The following is a 19,531-nucleotide window of genomic DNA, read 5'->3' on the forward strand; positions in this document are numbered from 1 at the left end:
TTTTGCCAGGCTTCAGCCCTCAACCGCTTGTCTGCCTTAACCGGAACTGAGGCCTGCCCATGAAAACCCTGATCAAGCTGTCTCTCGCCGCCACCCTTGCCTGCGCCCTGCCCGTCTGGGCCTGCACGCCGGAAGAGGCGACGATCAAACGCGAACAACTGGCCAAGGAAGTCTCGAAGCTCACCGAGCAGAATCCTGCAAAAGCCAAAGAGATCAACGCCGAGTTGCAGAAGATGGATCTGGACACGGCGAGCGCCGATCTGCCGGACAAGTGCCAGTTGATCGATCAGCGCTTGAAGGAACTGGGTTCGGCAGAGAAGAAGGCCGACAGTTGAGGCGAAAAAAAACCGGACGATGTCCGGTTTTTTTATCCGCGCAGCTAGAGCTTACTCAGCCGCAGGCTCGGCCGGTTTGCGGCGCTTGAGCGGGGCCATACCGTCGCTGCTCACCAGAGAATCCGGCTTCGGACGGTTGACGCTCTTGCGCTTGGTCGGTGTCTTGGCGGCAGTTTTCTTCTTGTCGCCTTTGGCGTCGGTCTTTTTCTTCTTCACGCCGACGGCTTTGCCCGAGGCCTTGACCTTTTTCGGCCCGCCGTAGGTGCCTTTGACTTCCTTGATGGTGCGGCGCTCGAAGCTCTGCTTCAGGTAGCGCTCGATGCTCGACATCAGGTTCCAGTCGCCATGGCAGATCAGCGAGATCGCCAGACCGTCGTTGCCGGCGCGGCCGGTACGACCGATGCGATGTACGTACTCGTCGCCGCTGCGTGGCATGTCGAAGTTGATTACCAGATCCAGACCATCAACGTCCAGACCACGGGCCGCGACGTCGGTCGCGACGAGGATCTTCACCCCGCCCTGCTTCAAACGATCGATCGCCAGTTTGCGATCCTTCTGGTCTTTCTCGCCGTGCAGCACGAATGCCTTGTATTCCTGCGCCACCAGGCGGCCGTAAATGCGGTCGGCCATGGCGCGGGTGTTGGTGAAGACGATGGCCTTCTGGTAGGTCTCGTTGGCCAGCAGCCAGTTCACAATCTGCTCTTTGTGCTGATTGTGGTCGGCGGTAATGATTTGCTGACGGGTGGTCGAGTTGAGCTGGCTGACCGCGTTGAGCTGCAAATGCTCCGGGTTGTTCAGGACCTTGGCGATCATCTCGCGCAGACCCGAACCGCCGGTGGTGGCGGAGAACAGCATGGTCTGCTGACGATTCGGGCATTCATCGACCAGACGCTGCACGTCTTCGGCGAAACCCATGTCGAGCATGCGGTCGGCTTCGTCGAGCACCAGCACTTCGACTTCTTTCAGGTCGAGGTTGCCGGCGTTGAGTTGCTCGATCATCCGCCCTGGCGTGCCGATGAGGATGTCCGGCACTTTGCGCAGCATGGCGGCCTGGACCTTGAAATCTTCACCGCCGGTGATCAGGCCGGACTTGATGAAGGTGAACTGCGAGAAGCGTTCAACTTCTTTCAACGTCTGCTGGGCCAGTTCACGGGTCGGCAGCAGGATCAGCGTCTTGATGCTGACGCGGATCTTCGCCGGGCCGATCAGGCGATTGAGAATCGGCAGAACGAAAGCGGCGGTTTTACCGCTACCGGTTTGCGCCGTCACCCGCAGATCACGCCCCTGGAGCGCCAGCGGGATGGCCGCGGCTTGCACAGGCGTTGGCTCGACAAATTTCAGCTCGGCCACGGCTTTGAGCAGGCGTTCGTGCAGGGCGAATTGGGAAAACACGGGTGCTACCTCGAAGATATGCAAAAAAACAGCTGCATAGGTTACCGGTTTCGAGCGCTCAGGCCGAGTTTCTTTGTGCAAACGGCGACAATCAGTGATTTTTTGTTGCCCGATTTGTCACTCGCTGCAATACACAGCGTCTTAAATGCTCTAATCGGCCCTCGCGTCTTACAGAAGAAACGTTTCGCTCATGGATATCAAACAGCTCTGGCTCAAAGCTCAGGATCTCTGGGGCACACTCGAAGAACACCCGCTGCTGCAATCGGGGCTGGCATTGCTGGTGTTGCTGGTAATCGCGCTGGTGCTCGGACGAGTGGCGCGCTACCTGATCCTGCACGCCAGCCGCATGCTCGGCCGCCAACCCGCGCTGCACTGGATCAACGACTTGCGCCACAACAAGGTGTTCCAACGGCTGGCGCAGATGACGCCGTCGCTGGTCATCCAGTTCGGCCTGCACCTGGTGCCGGAGCTGAGCAAAACCGCGATGAATTTTCTCGGCAACGTCGCCCTGGCCTTCACCATCCTGTTCATGCTCCTGGCGGTCAGCGCCCTGCTCAATGCCTTGCTCGACATCTACGCGCGTACCGAACATGCCCGCACGCGCTCGATCAAAGGCTACGTGCAGTTGGCGAAAATGGTCTTGTACGTGTTTGGCGCGATCATCATCGTCGCCACGCTGATCGACCGCTCGCCGCTGTTGCTGCTCTCGGGTCTGGGTGCGATGTCGGCGGTGATTCTGTTGGTGTACAAGGACACGCTGCTGTCGTTCGTCGCCAGCGTACAGCTGACCAGCAACGACATGCTGCGGGTCGGCGACTGGATCGAAATGCCGCAAGTCGGCGCCGATGGCGACGTGGTCGACATCACTCTGCACACGGTCAAAGTGCAGAACTTCGATAAAACCATCGTCTCGATTCCGACCTGGCGGCTGATGTCCGAGTCGTTCAAGAACTGGCGCGGCATGCAGCAATCCGGCGGTCGGCGGATCAAGCGCAGCCTGTTCATCGATGCCAGCGGCGTGCGTTTCATCCGCGACGACGAGGAGGAGAAACTCTCACAAGTGCACCTGCTGACCGACTACATGGGCCGCAAGAAAGCCGAACTCAAAGCCTGGAACGAGGCGCAGGGCAATGTCGCAGCCATGTCGGCCAACCGTCGGCGCATGACCAACATCGGCACCTTTCGCGCCTATGCGCTGGCGTATCTGAAGAGCCATCCGGAGATTCAGCCGAACATGACCTGCATGGTCCGCCAGATGCAGACCACCGCGCAGGGCATTCCGCTGGAAATCTACTGCTTCACCCGCACCACGGTGTGGGCCGATTACGAGCGGATTCAGGGGGATATTTTCGATTACCTGCTGGCGGTGCTGCCGGAGTTTGGCTTGAGCCTCTATCAACAGCCGAGTGGTGGGGATTTGCGTGCCGGGTTGCTGCCGGCGGTGTTGGGCTCGGCGAGTCTTGCTGAGCCGGAAAAACATCTCATGTAACCCCCCACAAAACCAAAAATGCGGGAGCGGGCTTGCTCGCGAAAGCGGTGGGTCAATCAACAAGGATGTTGCCTGACCTGACGCCTTCGCGAGCAAGCCCGCTCCCACAGGGGATTTATCAGCCAGACGTTATGCGGTGGCCGGGGATTTGCGGATGCCCAATCGGCTGATCCACACGGCCGCCAGAATCACACTCCCTCCAAGGAACAATCTCCCCAGTTCCTCATGCTGATTCCAGATCAACAGATTCAACAACAACCCCACCGGCACATGCAGGTTGTTCATCACCGCCAACGTGCCGCCGTTGACCATGCACGCGCCCTTGTTCCACCAGTACAAACCCAACGCCGTCGACACCAGCCCGAGGAACAGCAACACCGCCCATTGCAGCGGCGCTTCCGGAAGAAAGTTCGACTTGCCGAACAGCAGAAACGCCGGCAGAGCCACCGCCAGTGCGCCGAGATAGAAATAGCCGAAGCGCCGGTAATGCGGCAGGTCACTCGGATGCTTTGCCACCAGATGCTTGTACAACACCTGCCCGGCAGCGTAGGTGAAGTTGGCCAGTTGCAGCAGCAGGAAGCCTATGAAGAAGTCGGGACTGATGCTGTCGAACCGAATCACCGCCGCACCGCCGACTGCGACCAGCGCAGCAATCAGTGCCCACGGATTGAAGCGGCGGTTCAGTGCGTCTTCGATCAGCGTCACGTGCAGCGGCGTTAGAATGGTGAACAGCAAAACCTCCGGCACCGTCAGCACGCGGAAGCTCAGGTACAGGCAGACGTAAGTCACACCAAACTGCAGCGCGCCGATCAGCAACATGCCACGCATGAACGCTGGCTCCACCGAGCGCCAGCGCGTCAACGGAATAAACACCAGCCCGGCCAGCACTACGCGCACCAGCACCGCGAAGTAACTGTCGACATGCCCGGCCAGGTATTCGCCGATCAGACTGAAGGAAAACGCCTGGATCAGCGTGACAAAAAGTAGATAGCCCATGCTCGCCTCAAAAATCGAATGGCGGCGACGATAGCGGTTTTTACTTTCTGGAACCAACACAAATCCCCATGTAGGAGCTGCCGCAGGCTGCGATCTTTTGATCTTGTTTTTTTAAAATCAAAAGATCGCAGCCTGCGGCAGCTCCTACAGAGGGATTGTTCGAAGCAGAAAATGTCACAGGCAAAAAAAAGCCCGATCTCGCTAATGCGTTCAATCGGGCTACAGCACTCAGGAGCAAAAGTGCAAAGGGAGGTTCGATGCGCGTGGGACCTTGAAGGGGTTGCGCCAGGTCACTTAAACAATCGGCGATTATCTGGCGATTAACATATCAGGCGACTTGGGACAGCTTGGCGTTGGCCTGATTCAGGCCCTTCTCCTGGAAGTCGCCACCCAGATTCATGCCTTCGGCGTGAATGAACGTCACGTCATTGATGCCGATGAAACCCATCACCTGCCGCAGGTACGGCTCCTGATGATCCGCCGGACCACCGGCATACACACCACCACGCGCAGTCAGCACAAAGGCACGTTTGCCGCCGAGCAGGCCTTGCGGACCGGTCTCGGTGTACTTGAAGGTCACGCCGGCACGCAGTACATGGTCAAGCCAGGCCTTGAGCGTGCTCGGAATAGCAAAGTTGTACATCGGTGCCGCCATTACCAGCACATCGGCGGCGAGCAGTTCATCAGTCAATTGGTTGGAGCGATCCAGCGACGCTTGCTCGCTGTCGTTGCGCTGCTCGGCGGGTTTCATCCAGCCACCCAGCAGGTTGGCGTCCAGATGCGGCACCGGGTTCGCGGCGAGGTCACGCACGGTGATCTGATCGGCAGGGTGCGCGGCTTTCCACTGAGCGATGAACGTCTGGGTCAGTTGACGGGAAACCGAGTCTTGCTGGCGGGCACTGCTTTCGATGATCAGAACGCGGGACATGCTGTGTAGCCTCCATCCGAATATGTTGTAGGTCGATGGAGTGAAGGTTAAACAGAGCCCATTCGATGAAAAAGCGCAAATATCCGCTGTAATCCATCGATTAATTCGTTTATAAGCTAAACCTATGTTCCCGTGTGGGCGCGGGCTTGCTCGCGAAGGCGAAGTTTCAGCCACATCATCTTTGAATGACACACCGCCTTTGAGAGCAAGCCCGCTCCCACAATAAATCCAGTGTCGCTCAATGGATCCGGTGTTATTTCGGGGTGCAAGTCAGTTTGATCCGCAGTTTGATGATCTCGCGGGTGAACTTGGCCGTGGCGTTTTTATGTTTGCCCGCCGGGACATCGATGCTGCGTGTGCGTGGCGCTTCCGGCCCATTGCTGAACACCGCACGGCAGGTCGCATCGACATCACCGTAGTTGGCCACCCGGATCGAGCCGATGTCGTTGTCGGTATCGAACGTCTCGTAATCGATCTTCATGCCATTGAGATCCTTTTGCACATCGATCGGATAGGCAAACGCGGTCAACGGCAGCAGCGCCAGCAGCACACAACAGAATTTTTTCATTGGGCAGTCTCCATGAGGGACGGCCAGCTTAGGACAAGAGGAGCTATTGATGAAAGCGCCCCGCGTGACCCTTGATCAATGGCGAACGTTGCAGGCCGTGGTCGACCACGGCGGTTTCGCCCAGGCCGCCGAGGCCCTGCACCGTTCGCAATCGTCGGTGAGCTACACCGTGGCGCGCATGCAGGATCAGCTCGGCGTGCCGTTGCTGCGCATCGACGGCCGTAAAGCCGTACTCACCGAGGCCGGCGGCGTGTTGCTGCGCCGTTCCCGGCAACTGGTGAAACAGGCCAGTCAACTGGAAGACCTTGCCCATCACATGGAGCAAGGCTGGGAAGCCGAAGTGCGGCTGGTGGTGGATGCGGCCTATCCGAGCGCGCGGATCGTCCGCGCTCTGACCGCGTTCATGCCGCAGAGTCGCGGCTGCCGCGTGCGTCTGCGCGAGGAGGTGTTGTCGGGCGTCGAGGAAGTGCTGCTTGAAGGCGTGGCGGACCTGGCTATCACCGGCCTGAGCATTCCGGGCTACCTCGGTGCGGAGTTGAGTGATGTCGAGTTCGTCGCCGTCGCCCACCCTGATCACCCGCTGCATCGGCTCAACCGCGAGCTGAGCTTTCAGGATCTGGAAACCCAGATGCAAGTGGTGATCCGCGACTCCGGCCGCCAGCAGCCGCGCGATGTCGGCTGGCTCGGCGCCGAACAGCGCTGGACCGTCGGCAGCCTCGCCACCGCCGCGACCTTCGTCAGCAGCGGCCTGGGCTTTGCCTGGCTACCGCGACACATGATCGACCGGAAACTGAAGGATGGCTTGCTCAAGCTGCTACCGTTGGATCGGGGCGGCAGTCGCAACTCCAGCTTTTATCTGTATTCGAACAAGGACAAACCGCTGGGGCCGGCCACACAAATCCTCATTGAGCTGTTGCGCACCTTCGACACCTTGCCGCTGGACGCACCGTTCGCCGCCCCCGAACAAGCCTGACACGGAGCTCACCGATGGCGTATTTCGAGCACGAAGGTTGCAACCTGCACTACGAGGAATATGGCCACGGCACGCCGTTGCTGCTGGTTCACGGGCTCGGTTCGAGCACACTGGACTGGGAAATGCAGATCCCCGCGCTGGCCGCGCACTACCGGGTGATCGTCCCGGACATTCGCGGCCACGGGCGCTCGGACAAACCCCGCGAGCGCTACAGCATTGCCGCATTCAGCGCCGATTTGTCGGCCTTGATCGAACACTTGCGTCTCGGTCCGGTGCACTACGTCGGGCTGTCGATGGGCGCGATGATCGGCTTTCAGCTGGCCGTTGATCAGCCGCAAGCGCTCAAGAGCCTGACCATCGTCAACAGCGCGCCTGAGGTCAAATTGCGCAGCCGCGACGATTACTGGCAGTGGTTAAAACGCTGGAGCCTGATGCGCCTGCTCAGCCTGGAAACCATCGGCAAAGCCCTCGGCAGCAAACTTTTCCCCAAACCGGAACAGGCCGACCTGCGACGAAAAATGGCCGAGCGCTGGGCAAAAAACGACAAACGTGCTTATCTCGCCAGCTTCGATGCGATCGTGGGCTGGGGCGTTCAGGAACGACTTTCCCGGGTGTCCTGTCCAACGCTCGTCATCAGCGCCGACCGTGATTACACACCGGTGGCGTTAAAAGAAACCTATGTAAAACTGTTGCCGGATGCGCGGCTGGTGGTCATTGCCGACTCGCGTCATGCCACCCCGCTCGATCAACCCGAACGTTTCAATCACACGCTGCTGGATTTTCTCGCCACAGCCGACCTTCACTCTCAGGATCACTGACCCATGCTGAAAAAACTCGCCCTCGCCGCTGGCTCCGTACTGTTTGCCGCCAACCTGATGGCTGCCACCCCGGCCAAGGCGCCCCATGTGCTGCTGGACACCACCAACGGCCAGATCGAAATCGAACTGGACCCGGTCAAGGCACCAATCAGCACCAAGAACTTTCTCGAATACGTCGACAGCGGCTTCTACAACAACACCATTTTCCACCGTGTGATCCCGGGCTTCATGGCTCAGGGCGGCGGTTTCACCCAGCAGATGCAACAAAAAGAAACCAAGGCGCCGATCAAGAACGAAGCCAGCAATGGCCTGCACAACGTTCGCGGCACCCTGTCGATGGCGCGCACCTCCAACCCTGATTCGGCGACCAGCCAGTTCTTCATCAACGTGGCCGACAACGCCTTCCTCGATCCGGGTCGCGACGCCGGTTACGCGGTGTTCGCCAAAGTGGTCAAGGGCATGGATGTCGTAGACGTCATCGTCAATTCGCAGACCACCACCAAACAAGGCATGCAGAACGTGCCTGTCGACCCTGTGATCATCAAGTCGGCCAAGCGCATCGACTGAGTTTCGCCGGGCATATCGAGCGGCGTGGGGCTGAGCCTGCGCCGCTCGCACTGATAAAAGGAGAGCCCGGATTCCGGGCGGTTATCTGATGCTCTATCGCCGTTTCGAACAACTGATCGATATCTTCCGCGACGCCCCGACGGCGTCACCGCCGGACCGCGTCTGGCCCTTCTACGTCTATTACCTGAAGCAGGTCTGGCCGAGTTTCGCTGCCCTGCTCGTCATCGGCTTGTTTGCCTCCCTGATCGAAGTGGCGCTGTTCAGTTACCTGAGCCGCATCATTGACCTTGCACAAGGCACGCCCAACCCGAATTTCTTCAGCGACCACGCCCTCGAATTGACGTGGATGCTGGTGGTCGCCCTGGTGCTGCGACCGATCTTTTTCGCTTTGCACGACTTGCTGATACACCAGACTCTGAGCCCGGGCATGACCAGCATGATCCGCTGGCAGAACCACAGTTACGTGCTCAAGCAGAGCCTGAATTTCTTCCAGAACGACTTCGCCGGACGCATCGCCCAGCGCATCATGCAGACCGGCAACTCGCTGCGTGACTCTGCCGTGCAGGCGGTGGACGCCCTGTGGCACGTGGTGATCTATGCGATCAGTTCGCTGGTGTTGTTTGCCGAGGCCGACTGGCGCCTGATGATCCCGCTGCTGACGTGGATCGTCGCCTACATCGGCGCGCTGTATTACTTCGTACCCCGCGTCAAAGAACGCTCGGTGGAAGCCTCCGATGCGCGCTCGAAACTGATGGGGCGCATCGTCGACGGCTACACCAACATCGCCACGCTGAAACTGTTCGCCCACACCAACTTCGAACAGCACTACGCCAGGGAAGCCATCGAAGAACAGACCGTCAAAGCGCAAATGGCCGGTCGCGTGGTGACCAGCATGGACGTGGCAATCACCACCATGAACGGCTTGCTGATCGTCGGCACCACGGCGCTGGCGTTGTGGCTGTGGACGCAGTCGCTGATTACCGTCGGCGCGATTGCCCTGGCCACCGGCCTGGTGATTCGCATCGTCAACATGTCCGGCTGGATCATGTGGGTGGTCACCGGGATCTTCGAAAACATTGGCATGGTTCAGGACGGTCTGCGCACCATCTCGCAACCGGTCAGCGTCACCGACCGCGAGCAGGCCAAACCACTGGCCGTGACCTCGGGCGAAGTCCGTTTCGAGCACGTGGATTTTCACTACGGCAAGAAGAAAGGCATTATCGGCGACCTCAACCTGACCATCAAACCGGGCGAGAAAATCGGCTTGATCGGCCCGTCCGGCGCCGGCAAATCGACCCTGGTCAACCTTCTGCTGCGCCTGTACGACGTCGAGGGCGGGCGCATCCTGATCGATGGCCAGAACATCGCCGAAGTCGGCCAGGAGAGCTTGCGCGAACGGATCGGCATGATCACCCAGGACACCTCCCTGCTGCACCGTTCAATTCGCGACAATTTGCTCTACGGCAAACCCGACGCCACCGACGCCGAGCTGTGGGAGGCGGTGCACAAGGCGCGCGCCGATGAGTTTATTCCGCTGCTGTCCGACGCTGAAGGCCGCAGCGGTTTCGATGCGCATGTTGGTGAGCGCGGGGTGAAACTGTCGGGCGGCCAGCGCCAGCGCATCGCGATCGCGAGAGTGCTGCTCAAGGACGCACCGATCCTGATCATGGACGAAGCGACCTCGGCCCTGGATTCGGAAGTCGAAGCGGCGATTCAGGAAAGCCTCGAAACGCTGATGCAGGGCAAAACCGTGATCGCCATTGCCCACCGCCTCTCGACCATCGCACGCATGGACCGCCTCGTGGTGCTGGAGAACGGCCGGATCGCAGAGAGCGGCACCCACGCTGAACTGCTCGCCCATCGTGGCCTGTATGCGCGATTGTGGGCGCACCAGACCGGAGGCTTTGTCGGCATCGATTGATGCCCTCAAGATCAAAAGATCGCAGCCTTCGGCAGCTCCTACACCGGTTCCTGTAGGAGCTGCCGAAGGCTGCGATCTTTTGCTTTATGTTTGGCGATAAGGCAACGCGGTGCGGGCCTCTTCGGCATACGCCAGAACCCCGGCGCGCTCTTGCTGAAGGAAATCCTTCACCGCCGCTTTCAAACCCGGGTGGCGCAGGTAGTGCCAGGAATGGGTGATCACCGGTTCAAAGCCGCGAATCAACTTGTGCTCGCCCTGCGCCCCGGCGTCGAAACGCTGGATACCGTGGGCAATCGCGTAATCCATGCCTTGATAGAAACAGGTCTCGAAATGCAGCCGATCGAACTCGGCCAGGCATCCCCAGTAGCGCCCGTAGAAACTGTCACCACCGACCAGACTGAACGCCATCGCCACCGGCCGTGAGCCCTGTTTGGCCAGGACCACCCGAATCGCCTCGGGCATGCGTTCGGCCAACAGGCTGAAGAATTCACGCGTCAGGTACGGCGCCTGACGCCGCACCGCGTAAGTATTGGCATAGCAGGCGTAAACGAAATCCCACTGTGCCTCATCCAGTTCACGCCCTTGCAGCCATTCAAAGTCAAAGCCCTGCCCCGCCACCTGCTCGCGCTCCTTGCGCATCTGCTTGCGCTTGCGTGAACTGAGGGCGTCGAGGAAATCCTGAAAATCGCGGTACGCACGGTTCTGCCAGTGATATTGACAGCCGATGCGCTGCAGCCAGCCCGGCTGCTCGGCCATCGCTGCATCGGTGAAGGGATCGGTGAAATTGATGTGCGCGCTGGACAGTTCTTCGATCTGCAGATACCCGGGCAAGCTCTTGAGCAGTTCGAAACCGTCCTCGACCTGTGCCGCCAGCAAGCGTGGGCCGCTGACCGGGCTGAAGGGCACGGCGGTCAACAGTTTGGGGTAGTAATCGATGCCTGCACGGGCGCAGGCGTCGGCCCAGCCGTGATCGAAGACGTACTCGCCGTAGGAATGCCACTTGCGATAACTGGGCAGCGCGGCAACCAGTCGATCACCTTCGATATGCAGCAAATGCTCGGGTTGCCAGCCCGAGTGCGGGCCGACACTGGCGCTGTCTTCCAGCGCGCTGAGAAAGGCGTGACGCAGGAACGGCTGGTTGTCCGGCACCAGCGCATCCCAAGTGGCCGGGGCGATTTCCGACAGGTTTTGCAGACGTTGCAACGGCATTCACTGGCACTCCACAGCTTGGCGACAAAGCCCGGCGAGTATCGCTGATCGCGACCCCGTTGCACACGCTCAATCGGCCGACAGTGCTCTAACTCAATAGTTCACGCCTGATACGCATCGTCATCATCTTGCCATCACCGTGCCACCGCTCTGTCATAAACCATCGCGATACTGGCGCCTGTTTTTAGAGCGTCGGGTTCTAACCCGGCCACAGTTTTCCGACCTTCGTGTCGGTTGTGCCCAGGATGGTTCAGCCATCCCCTTCATCTTCGGAGATTGCTATGCGTCTTGCTTCCACGAAAACTGCAGCGGCCCTGTGCGGCGGCTTGTTGCTGGCCATGAGCGTTCCGGCCAGTGCTGCAGTCGACGCCAAACTGCTCGACATGCTCAAGGCCAACGGGTCGATTTCCCAGGCGCAGTACATCGAGCTGCAAACAGAACTGGCCAAGGATCAGAAGGCTCAGCAGATCGCCCAACAGGCGCAGCAGGAAACCAACGAACAAGTGGCGGCGGTCGCCAAGAAGAGCAACGAACAGAGCCTGTTCGACCAGAAACTGGCCTGGGCGGCCAAGACCCAGTTCAAGGGCGATGTGCGCATCCGTCAGGAAACCATCAAGATCGACGGCGAGCCGAACAACGGCGGCCGCGACAAGGATCGCCAGCGCATCCGTGCCCGTCTGGGCGCCTACACAGAAATCAACCCGCAAGTCGACACCGGCATCCGTATTGCCACCGGCGGCGGCGACGATGCCCGTTCGACCAACCAGGATCAGGACAACTACTTCGACAAGAAGCAGATCTGGCTCGACCTCGGCTACATCGATTACCACCCCGACCAGATCAAGAACCTGCACATCATCGGCGGCAAGATGCTGCAACCGTGGGTCAGCATGGGCGACGTGATCTGGGACAGCGATATCAACCCGGAAGGTCTGGCCGTCACCTACAAGTATCCATTGGGCGGCAGCGCCGAGCTGTTTGGTAGCCTGGGTAACTACAACCTCAAGGACAACGTCGACGGCGACGGCGTGCAGTTCCGCCACGACCTGCGTCTGACCGCCGGCCAGTTGGGCAGCCGCTTCAACATCACTGACAACCTGAAAATGACCGTAGGCGGCAGCGTTTACGCTTATCAGAACGACGAAGACAGCCGTTGCACCGGCACCTCGACGCCGTGCGCCCTGGCCGTCAACGGCAACTCGGCCAACAATGAATTCCGTCTGTATGAAGGGTTCAGCCAGGTCGACATTGGCGGCCTGCCGATGCCACTGTCGTTCTACGGTCAGTACGTGAAGAACAATGATGCCGTGACCGATCAGGACACCGCATGGTTGCTCGGGGCCAAGTCGAAAGTGTTCGGTTTCAACCTCGATTACAACTATCGCGATGTACAGCGCAACGCCGTGGTCGGCGCCTTCACCGACTCCGACTTTGCCAACGGCACCACCGGTTCGCGCGGGCACAAGTTCAAGGTCGGTTACGACATCGACAAGAACTTCGCCGTCGGCGCAACGTACTTCCTGACCAAGGCCGACTTCGCCAGCCGCAGCCAGCGCGATGCAGATGCCAACACCCTGCAGCTGGATGCTGAAGCGAAGTTCTAAAAAGTGATAGCCCGGTGCGGGCGGGACGATCCCCATCATCCGTTCGTTTCGTTCGCACTGGGTTATTTCTGCAGGATGCAAACATCCCCTGTAGGCGCTGCCGAAGGCTGCGATCTTTTGGTCTTGATCTTAAAAGCAAGATCAAAAGATCGCAGCCTCGTTTCACTCGTCAGCTCCTACGGGGAATTGTCCTCGCGGCGTTGCGCTGCGAGGCGTTCAGCCAAAGCATCGACGTTCTCGTCCGCTTGTTCCGGCAGCGCCTTCAGGCTTGCCTGCATCAAGCGCATCTGCCGCATGAAACGCCGGCAATTGGGGCAGAACATCAGGTGATGGCGCACCATCAGTTTTTCCCGAAAGCTCAATTGGCCGTCTAGATAATCGCTGGATCGTGCCACTTGCTCCTTGCAGGTCAACATTCCCCTGTCTCCTCAAAATGTTCCACGGTTGCAAAGACCTTCAAGCGTGCCCGGTGCAGCAGCACGCGGACATTGGAGAGCGAGATCTCCAGAAGATTACAGATCTCTTCCAGCTCCAGGCCTTGGCGTTCGCGCAACAGCAAGACACTGCTCTGCAAGTCGGAAAGACTCAGCAATGTATGCTCGAGGCATTCGCGCAGTTCGTTTTCAGTCAGGAGCGCTTCGGGGGTGTCCTGGTGCCAGGCGAACGGCGCGACCAGCCAGTGACCGTCGCGCGAAGAAAACCGCTCGTCGTCGATAGAGCCGTGAGGAGATGGCAGGTCATCAAGCAGTACTTCCCGGCGATTGAGCTTGTAGCGACTTTTGGCCGAATTGGCGGTGATGGTCAGCAGCCAGGTCTTGAGGCTGGAGCGGCCCTCGAAACTGGCCAGATGGCGCACTACCGACAGCCAGGCATCCTGCACCACTTCTTCGACATGCCGCTGGCCAACAATCGCATAAGCCACTGCGCGCATGGCGCTCTGATACTGGACGACCAATTCCTTGAAAGCCTTTTGCTCTCCCGCCAGCAAGCGTTCGAGCAGTTGGGTGTCGTCAGCCGCCATCCATCAATCCCCTTGTGCGGATTTCGAAAATGAACGCGGCAGGTATTTACCTGCCGCGATTTCCGAAAAATTACAGCGTTTCAGCCGCTTCGAATCCAGGAAAGATCGACGCGATTAAGAGGAAATTAACGTGTTTCAACGTTTACGCAGCAACACGCTGCCAATTGAGTAGCCGGCGCCGAACGAGCTGAGCACCGCCAGCGAACCGGAGGCCAGGTCATCCTGATATTTGTGGAAGGCAATCACCGAACCGGCCGAGCTGGTGTTGGCGTAGCTGTCGAGAATCACCGGCGCTTCTTCTTCGCTGGCTTCGCGGCCGAGCAGCTTGCGCACGATCAGGTGGTTCATGCTCAGGTTGGCCTGGTGCAGCCAGAAGCGCTTCACGTCGCCAACGTTGAGCTGGTTCTCCTCCAGGTGCTCGCCAATCAGCTCGGCGACCATCGGGCAGACGTCCTTAAACACTTTGCGGCCTTCCTGCACGAACAGTTTGTCGCGGGCACCGATGCCCTCTTCTGCTGCCCGATTGAGGAAGCCAAAGTTGTTGCGGATGTTGTTGGAGAACTTGGTCAGCAGTTTGGTACTGACCACGTCGAACTGGTACTTGGACGTCGCCAGATCGGCCCGCTCGATGATCACCGCAGTCGCGGCATCGCCGAAGATGAAATGGCTGTCGCGATCACGGAAGTTCAGGTGCCCGGTGCAGACCTCCGGGTTGACCATCAGGATCGCCCGCGCCTGACCCAACTGCACGCTGTTGGCGGCGGCCTGGATGCCAAACGTCGCCGAAGAGCAAGCCACGTTCATGTCGAAGCCGAAACCTTCAATGCCCAGTGCTTCCTGGACTTCGATGGCGATGGCCGGGTAGGCGCGTTGCAGGTTGGAGCAGGCCACGATCACGCCATCGATGTCGGCGGCGGTTTTGCCGGCCCGTTGCAAGGCTTGTTCAGCCGCGCCGACGGCCATCTGGCAGAGCACCGACCACTCGTCGTTGGAACGCTCCGGCAGGCGCGGGGCCATGCGTTGCGGATCGAGGATGCCGTCCTTGTCCATGACAAAACGGCTTTTGATGCCCGAGGCTTTTTCTATGAATGCCGCGCTGGATTCGGTCAGGGCCTGGACTTCACCGCTGGCAATGGCCTCGGCGTTGTCGGCGTTGAACTGGGCGACATAGGTATTGAAAGACTGCACCAGCTCTTCGTTGGAAATGCTGTTGGCCGGTGTGTACAGGCCGGTGCCGCTGATGACGACGTTATGCATGGTCGTTTCTCTAATCTGTTCAGGCAGAAAGTGCTGGAACCGTCGTACCAACACGCAAAGGGTCTATTCCCATCCGGGGGACGCAAACCTGGCATCGTTTTATTGCGCGGCGCGACACGGCCAAAGGCTCTGGGTCGCGAAACCGGCGTTTATGGTGGCGAAGTTTGCCATAAACCCAGCGTTTTGGCGCCATTCTCCTGCTCATCGCGATCCCTGTAGGAGCTGCCGAAGGCTGCGATCTTTTGATCTTGATCTTTAAAAAGCAAAATCAAAAGATCGCAGCCTTCGGCAGCTCCTACAGGATCGTTGCAAGGCGCGAAGTCAGGGTTCGACCTGGCTCCACTGTTTGCTCAGGCGTTTGTCGGAGATCGGCACTTTCGTCCCCAACTGCTGGGCGAACAGCGACACGCGGTATTCCTCCAGCCACCAGCGGTACAACTCCAGTTGCGGATCGCGCTTGCCTTCCTGCGCATGCTTGGCCGCGCGGGCCTGGTATTGCGCCCATAGTCCCGCGAGTTCGCCGCTCCAGACCCGATCCTTCTGCACTTGCGCACCGAGTTTCTCGAAACGCTGCTCGACCGCTTTCAGGTAACGCGGCAACTCCTTGAGCCATTGCATCGGCGTCTCTCGGACGAAGCCCGGATAGACCAGATTGCCGATCTGCTGCTTGATGTCGTTGAGCGCAACCGCCTGGGCGAGATCGATCTTGCCCTTGAAGCGTTTTTGCAGGCCGTGCCAGATCTTGAGGATTTCCAGGGTCAGACGCGCGACACGCTCGGCGTGTTCGGTCCAGTTGCCGCGTTTGCGCTCGGCCAATCCCGCCAACCCGGCGCCGTCACGGGGCAACGGCTCTTCGCCTTCGAGAATGCAACTGTCGAGGCTCGCCAGCAGAATGTCTTCGACCAGCGCATCGACGCGGCCCAGTTCGCGATACAGCAGGCCCAGTTCAGTCTGCCCCGGCAACTTGCCACGCAGGAATTTAGCCGGCTCGGCCAGTTGCTGCATGAGCAGGCGCTGCAAGGCGCGACGGTGCTGAAACTCGGCTTCGGCCGGGGTCGAGAAGCGCCCTTCCTTGACCGTGCCGCCCTCTTCCACCAGCGCCGGGTACACCGTCATCGACAACCCGGCGATCTTTTGCTGGGTCTTTTCTGCCACCGGCGCGAAGACTTTTGCCTCGACCGGTTGCTGACTTTTCGCGCTCTGTGGCACCGCCAGCGCGGCTTGGCTGGCTTCGGCGAAGCGTGCGGTCAGCTCAGCCAGATCGCGACCTTCGCCGAGAAACTTGCCTTGGCCGTCGACGATTTCCAGATTCATGCGCAGGTGGCTTTCGACCTGCTGCGCGGCTTCCGCCCACGCCTCATCACTGACCCGTGCGCCGGTCATGCGCAGCAGCTCGCGACCGAGTGCTTGCGGTAGCGAACCTTCGGCGAAAGTCATGCGCTGCAACGCGGCTTTGATGAAGTCCGGCACCGGCACGAAATTCTTGCGCAGGGCTTTTGGCAGGTTGCGCACGAGGGCAATGCACTTGGCCTCGATCAAGCCTGGCACCAGCCATTCCAGACGTTCCGGCGGCAGCATCGGCAGCAGCGGCGCCGGCACGCGCAGGGTTACGCCATCGCGCGGGTGATTGGGTTCGAAATGGTAAGTCAGCGCCAGCTCCAGATCGCCGATGTGCAGCGTGTCCGGGTAATCACGGGCGGTGACTTCACTGGCCTCGCGGGCCAGCACGTCTTCTTCGCGCATGATCAGCAGCTGCGGGTCTTTCTGGCTGTTGACCTTGTACCAACTGTCGAACGTCGCGGTCTGATGGATCTCCGCCGGCAGGCGTGCATCGTAGAACGCGTAGAGGGTTTCTTCGTCGGCGAGAATATCGCGCCGGCGAGCCTTGGCTTCCAGTTCGTCGAGCTGCTCGAGCAGTTGCTTGTTGGCTGTGAGGCACTTGGCCCGCGACTGAATCTCGCCGCGTACCAGACCTTCGCGGATAAACAGCTCACGCGAGACCACCGGATCGACCGGGCCGTAATGCACCGGGCGGCGACCGACGACGATCAGCCCGAACAGGGTGATCTGCTCGAAGGCCACGACCTGGCCGCGCTTCTTTTCCCAATGCGGTTCGAAGTGGTTTTTCTTGATCAGATGCCCGGCCAGCGGCTCGATCCAGTCGGCGTCGATCTTGGCGACCATGCGTGCGTAAAGCTTGGTGGTTTCCACCAGTTCGGCGGTCATCAACCACTGCGGGCGCTTCTTGCCGATGCCCGACGACGGATGAATCCAGAAGCGCCGCTGCCGCGCGCCGAGGTAATCGCCGTCTTCGGTTTTCTGGCCGATCTGGCTGAGCAAGCCGACCAGCACCGCTTTGTGCAGTTTCGGATAGTCGGCCGGCTCTTTGTTCAGGCTCAACTGCAGGTCGCGGCAGATCAGGCTCAACTGGCGATGCGAATCACGCCACTCGCGCAAACGCAGGTAATTGAGGAAATTTTTCCGGCACCAATTGCGCAGCGGGTTGGCGGTCAGCGCCTGGCGCTGCTCTTCAAAACCACGCCACAGATTGACCAGCCCCGCGAAATCGGAATCCGGATCCTTCCATTGTGCATGGGCCTGATCCGCCGCTTGCTGACGCTCCGGCGGACGCTCGCGCGGGTCCTGAATGGACATGGCGCTGGCGACAATCAGCACTTCCTGCAGACTGCCAAGTTTGGCCGCTTCCAAGAGCATGCGGCCCATGCGCGGGTCGACCGGCAAGCGCGCCAACTGGCGACCAAGCGGCGTCAGCTGACTGTTGCGATCGACCGCCGACAATTCTTGCAGCAGGTTGAAACCGTCACTGATCGCCTTGCCGTCCGGGGGTTCGATGAACGGGAACGCGGTAATTTCGCCGAGGCGCAGATGAAGCATCTGCAGGATTACGGCGGCGAGGTTGGTGCGCAGGATTTCCGGGTCGGTAAATTTCGGACGCCCGAGAAAATCCTCTTCGCTGTACAGACGCACGCAGATGCCCGGCTCGACCCGCCCGCAACGACCTTTACGTTGATTGGCGCTGGCCTGGGAAATCGCTTCGATCGGCAAGCGCTGGACCTTGGCCCGATAGCTGTAGCGACTGATGCGCGCGGTGCCGCTGTCGATCACGTAGCGAATGCCCGGCACGGTCAGGGAGGTCTCGGCAACGTTGGTCGCCAGCACCACGCGGCGGCCCGGGTGCGACTGGAAAATCCGCTGCTGCTCGGCCGGCGACAGACGCGCGTACAGCGGCAGGATTTCGGTGTGCTTGAGCTGGGCCTTGCGCAACATGTCGGCGGCGTCGCGAATCTCGCGCTCACCGGGCAGGAACACCAGCACGTCGCCGGGGCTGCGGCGTTCGCTGCGCTCGTGCGCGGCAATTTCGTCAAGGGTGGCCAGGATCGCCTGATCGACGGTGAGGTCGTCCTCGACCCGGTTGCCTTCTTCGTCCTGCTCCAGCGTCAGTGGCCGGTACCAGGTTTCCACCGGGAAAGTGCGGCCCGATACTTCGACGATCGGCGCGTCATCGAAATGCCTGGAGAAGCGCTCAAGATCGATGGTCGCCGAGGTGATGATGACCTTCAGGTCCGGGCGCCGGGGCAGCAGGGTTTTCAGATAGCCGAGGAGGAAATCGATGTTGAGACTGCGTTCGTGGGCTTCGTCGACGATGATCGTGTCGTAGCGTTCCAGATAGCGGTCGTTCTGGGTTTCCGCGAGCAGGATGCCGTCGGTCATCAGCTTGATCAGGGTGTTGGCATCGCTCTGATCTTCGAAGCGCACCTGATAGCCGACCAGCGACCCGAGCGGTGTGCCGAGCTCTTCAGCAACGCGACTGGCGACGCTGCGCGCGGCGATCCGGCGCGGCTGGGTATGGCCGATCAGGCCGTGCTGGCCACGGCCGATTTCCAGACAGATCTTCGGCAACTGGGTGGTTTTGCCCGAGCCGGTTTCGCCCGCAATGATCAGCACCTGATGTTGCTCCAGGGCCTTTTTGATCTCGTCGCGCTTGGCCGCGATCGGCAAACTGTCGTCGTAACGAATCACCGGCAGGCTCGCGCGGCGCGCCAACACTTGGTCACAGGACGCCTGCATCCGCGCCACCCACTGTGCCAGTTTGGCCTCGTCAGGTTTCTTGCGCAGCTCAAGCAACTGCCGCCGCAGCCGGTGACGGTCGGCGAGCATGGCGTGATCGAGGTTTTTCAGCAGTTTGTCGATGGAGGGCGATTCGTCGGTCATCGGGTAGGCAATTCGGTCGTCTATTTGTGCAGGGGGCGATTGTCGCAGATTTGCCTGCAGTTGACCTGCTTCCCCTGTAGGAGCTGCCGAAGGCTGCGATCTCTTGATTTTGCTTTTGAAGATCAAGATCAAGATCAAGATCAAGATCAAGATCAAGATCAAGATCAAGATCAAGATCAAGATCAAGATCAAGATCAAGATCAAGATCAAGATCAAGATC

At 59.8% G+C, this 19,531-nt stretch carries 16 protein-coding genes; 7 read left to right on the forward strand and 9 right to left on the reverse strand.

Annotation, left to right across the window (positions count from 1 at the left end; all coding sequences use genetic code 11):
- Positions 1 to 59 precede the first annotated feature (59 nt).
- Complete coding sequence (locus ACIGDJ_RS11140; protein WP_101158575.1) at positions 60 to 335, forward strand: hypothetical protein; 276 nt, start codon at positions 60 to 62, stop codon at positions 333 to 335.
- A 51-nt stretch (positions 336 to 386) separates the two neighbouring features.
- Here the strand turns inward: ACIGDJ_RS11140 and ACIGDJ_RS11145 are convergent, their stop codons facing one another.
- The gene (locus tag ACIGDJ_RS11145; protein ID WP_024012040.1) at positions 387 to 1,727 is read right to left on the reverse strand and encodes a DEAD/DEAH box helicase; all 1,341 of its coding nucleotides are present in this window, start codon (positions 1,725 to 1,727) and stop codon (positions 387 to 389) included.
- A gap of 190 nt (positions 1,728 to 1,917) precedes the next feature.
- Between ACIGDJ_RS11145 and ACIGDJ_RS11150 the strand changes: the two genes are divergently transcribed.
- Positions 1,918 to 3,216 (forward strand): mechanosensitive ion channel family protein, encoded by a 1,299-nt coding sequence (locus ACIGDJ_RS11150; RefSeq protein ID WP_397478393.1) that lies wholly within the window; start codon positions 1,918 to 1,920, stop codon positions 3,214 to 3,216.
- 129 nt (positions 3,217 to 3,345) lie between these two features.
- Here the strand turns inward: ACIGDJ_RS11150 and ACIGDJ_RS11155 are convergent, their stop codons facing one another.
- From ACIGDJ_RS11155 to ACIGDJ_RS11165, 3 genes are all read right to left on the reverse strand, one after another.
- Positions 3,346 to 4,212 carry a carboxylate/amino acid/amine transporter gene (locus ACIGDJ_RS11155; protein ID WP_312996371.1) on the reverse strand — a complete coding sequence of 289 codons (867 nt, stop codon included), beginning with the start codon at positions 4,210 to 4,212 and terminating at the stop codon, positions 3,346 to 3,348.
- Positions 4,213 to 4,540: 328 nt separating this feature from the next.
- A complete protein-coding gene (locus ACIGDJ_RS11160) occupies positions 4,541 to 5,140 on the reverse strand; it encodes an FMN-dependent NADH-azoreductase (RefSeq protein ID WP_130929391.1) in 600 nt (199 codons plus the stop codon).
- Positions 5,141 to 5,393: 253 nt separating this feature from the next.
- Positions 5,394 to 5,708, reverse strand: coding sequence for a 3-phosphoglycerate kinase (locus ACIGDJ_RS11165; RefSeq protein ID WP_101158571.1), 315 nt, complete (start codon positions 5,706 to 5,708; stop codon positions 5,394 to 5,396).
- Between the two features lie 49 nt (positions 5,709 to 5,757).
- Here ACIGDJ_RS11165 and ACIGDJ_RS11170 point away from each other — a divergent pair, with 49 nt between their 5' ends.
- The 4 genes from ACIGDJ_RS11170 to ACIGDJ_RS11185 all read left to right on the forward strand — a co-directional run bounded on the left by ACIGDJ_RS11170 (position 5,758) and on the right by ACIGDJ_RS11185 (position 9,987).
- The gene (locus ACIGDJ_RS11170) at positions 5,758 to 6,681 is read left to right on the forward strand and encodes a LysR family transcriptional regulator (RefSeq protein ID WP_397478394.1); all 924 of its coding nucleotides are present in this window, start codon (positions 5,758 to 5,760) and stop codon (positions 6,679 to 6,681) included.
- Positions 6,682 to 6,695: 14 nt separating this feature from the next.
- Positions 6,696 to 7,499: an alpha/beta fold hydrolase gene (locus tag ACIGDJ_RS11175; protein WP_397478395.1), complete on the forward strand. Its 804-nt coding sequence runs from the start codon at positions 6,696 to 6,698 to the stop codon at positions 7,497 to 7,499.
- A gap of 3 nt (positions 7,500 to 7,502) precedes the next feature.
- Entirely contained in the window at positions 7,503 to 8,066 is a 564-nt protein-coding gene (locus ACIGDJ_RS11180) for a peptidylprolyl isomerase (RefSeq protein ID WP_123442891.1), read from the forward strand.
- A gap of 88 nt (positions 8,067 to 8,154) precedes the next feature.
- Entirely contained in the window at positions 8,155 to 9,987 is a 1,833-nt protein-coding gene (locus tag ACIGDJ_RS11185) for an ABC transporter ATP-binding protein (protein WP_397478396.1), read from the forward strand.
- 84 nt (positions 9,988 to 10,071) lie between these two features.
- Here the strand turns inward: ACIGDJ_RS11185 and ACIGDJ_RS11190 are convergent, their stop codons facing one another.
- On the reverse strand, positions 10,072 to 11,196 hold the full coding sequence (locus ACIGDJ_RS11190; protein ID WP_101158567.1) for a GNAT family N-acetyltransferase: 1,125 nt from the start codon (positions 11,194 to 11,196) through the stop codon (positions 10,072 to 10,074).
- A gap of 281 nt (positions 11,197 to 11,477) precedes the next feature.
- Between ACIGDJ_RS11190 and ACIGDJ_RS11195 the strand changes: the two genes are divergently transcribed.
- The gene (locus ACIGDJ_RS11195; RefSeq protein ID WP_101158566.1) at positions 11,478 to 12,800 is read left to right on the forward strand and encodes a putative porin; all 1,323 of its coding nucleotides are present in this window, start codon (positions 11,478 to 11,480) and stop codon (positions 12,798 to 12,800) included.
- Positions 12,801 to 12,976: 176 nt separating this feature from the next.
- Here ACIGDJ_RS11195 and ACIGDJ_RS11200 read toward each other — a convergent pair whose 3' ends face one another.
- The 4 genes from ACIGDJ_RS11200 to hrpA form a co-directional block, all read right to left on the reverse strand.
- Positions 12,977 to 13,216, reverse strand: coding sequence for a zf-HC2 domain-containing protein (locus ACIGDJ_RS11200; RefSeq protein ID WP_312996352.1), 240 nt, complete (start codon positions 13,214 to 13,216; stop codon positions 12,977 to 12,979).
- On the reverse strand, positions 13,210 to 13,821 hold the full coding sequence (locus ACIGDJ_RS11205) for an RNA polymerase sigma factor (protein WP_101158564.1): 612 nt from the start codon (positions 13,819 to 13,821) through the stop codon (positions 13,210 to 13,212). The genes ACIGDJ_RS11200 and ACIGDJ_RS11205 overlap by 7 nt, the downstream gene beginning before the upstream one ends.
- 135 nt (positions 13,822 to 13,956) lie before the next feature.
- Positions 13,957 to 15,078: a beta-ketoacyl-ACP synthase III gene (locus tag ACIGDJ_RS11210; protein ID WP_101158563.1), complete on the reverse strand. Its 1,122-nt coding sequence runs from the start codon at positions 15,076 to 15,078 to the stop codon at positions 13,957 to 13,959.
- 321 nt (positions 15,079 to 15,399) lie between these two features.
- Entirely contained in the window at positions 15,400 to 19,311 is a 3,912-nt protein-coding gene (gene hrpA / locus ACIGDJ_RS11215; RefSeq protein WP_397478397.1) for an ATP-dependent RNA helicase HrpA, read from the reverse strand.
- Positions 19,312 to 19,531 lie beyond the last annotated feature (220 nt).

The organism is Pseudomonas sp. NPDC079367 (genome assembly GCF_044542195.1).
In the GTDB taxonomy this organism is placed as follows: Bacteria; Pseudomonadota; Gammaproteobacteria; order Pseudomonadales; family Pseudomonadaceae; genus Aquipseudomonas.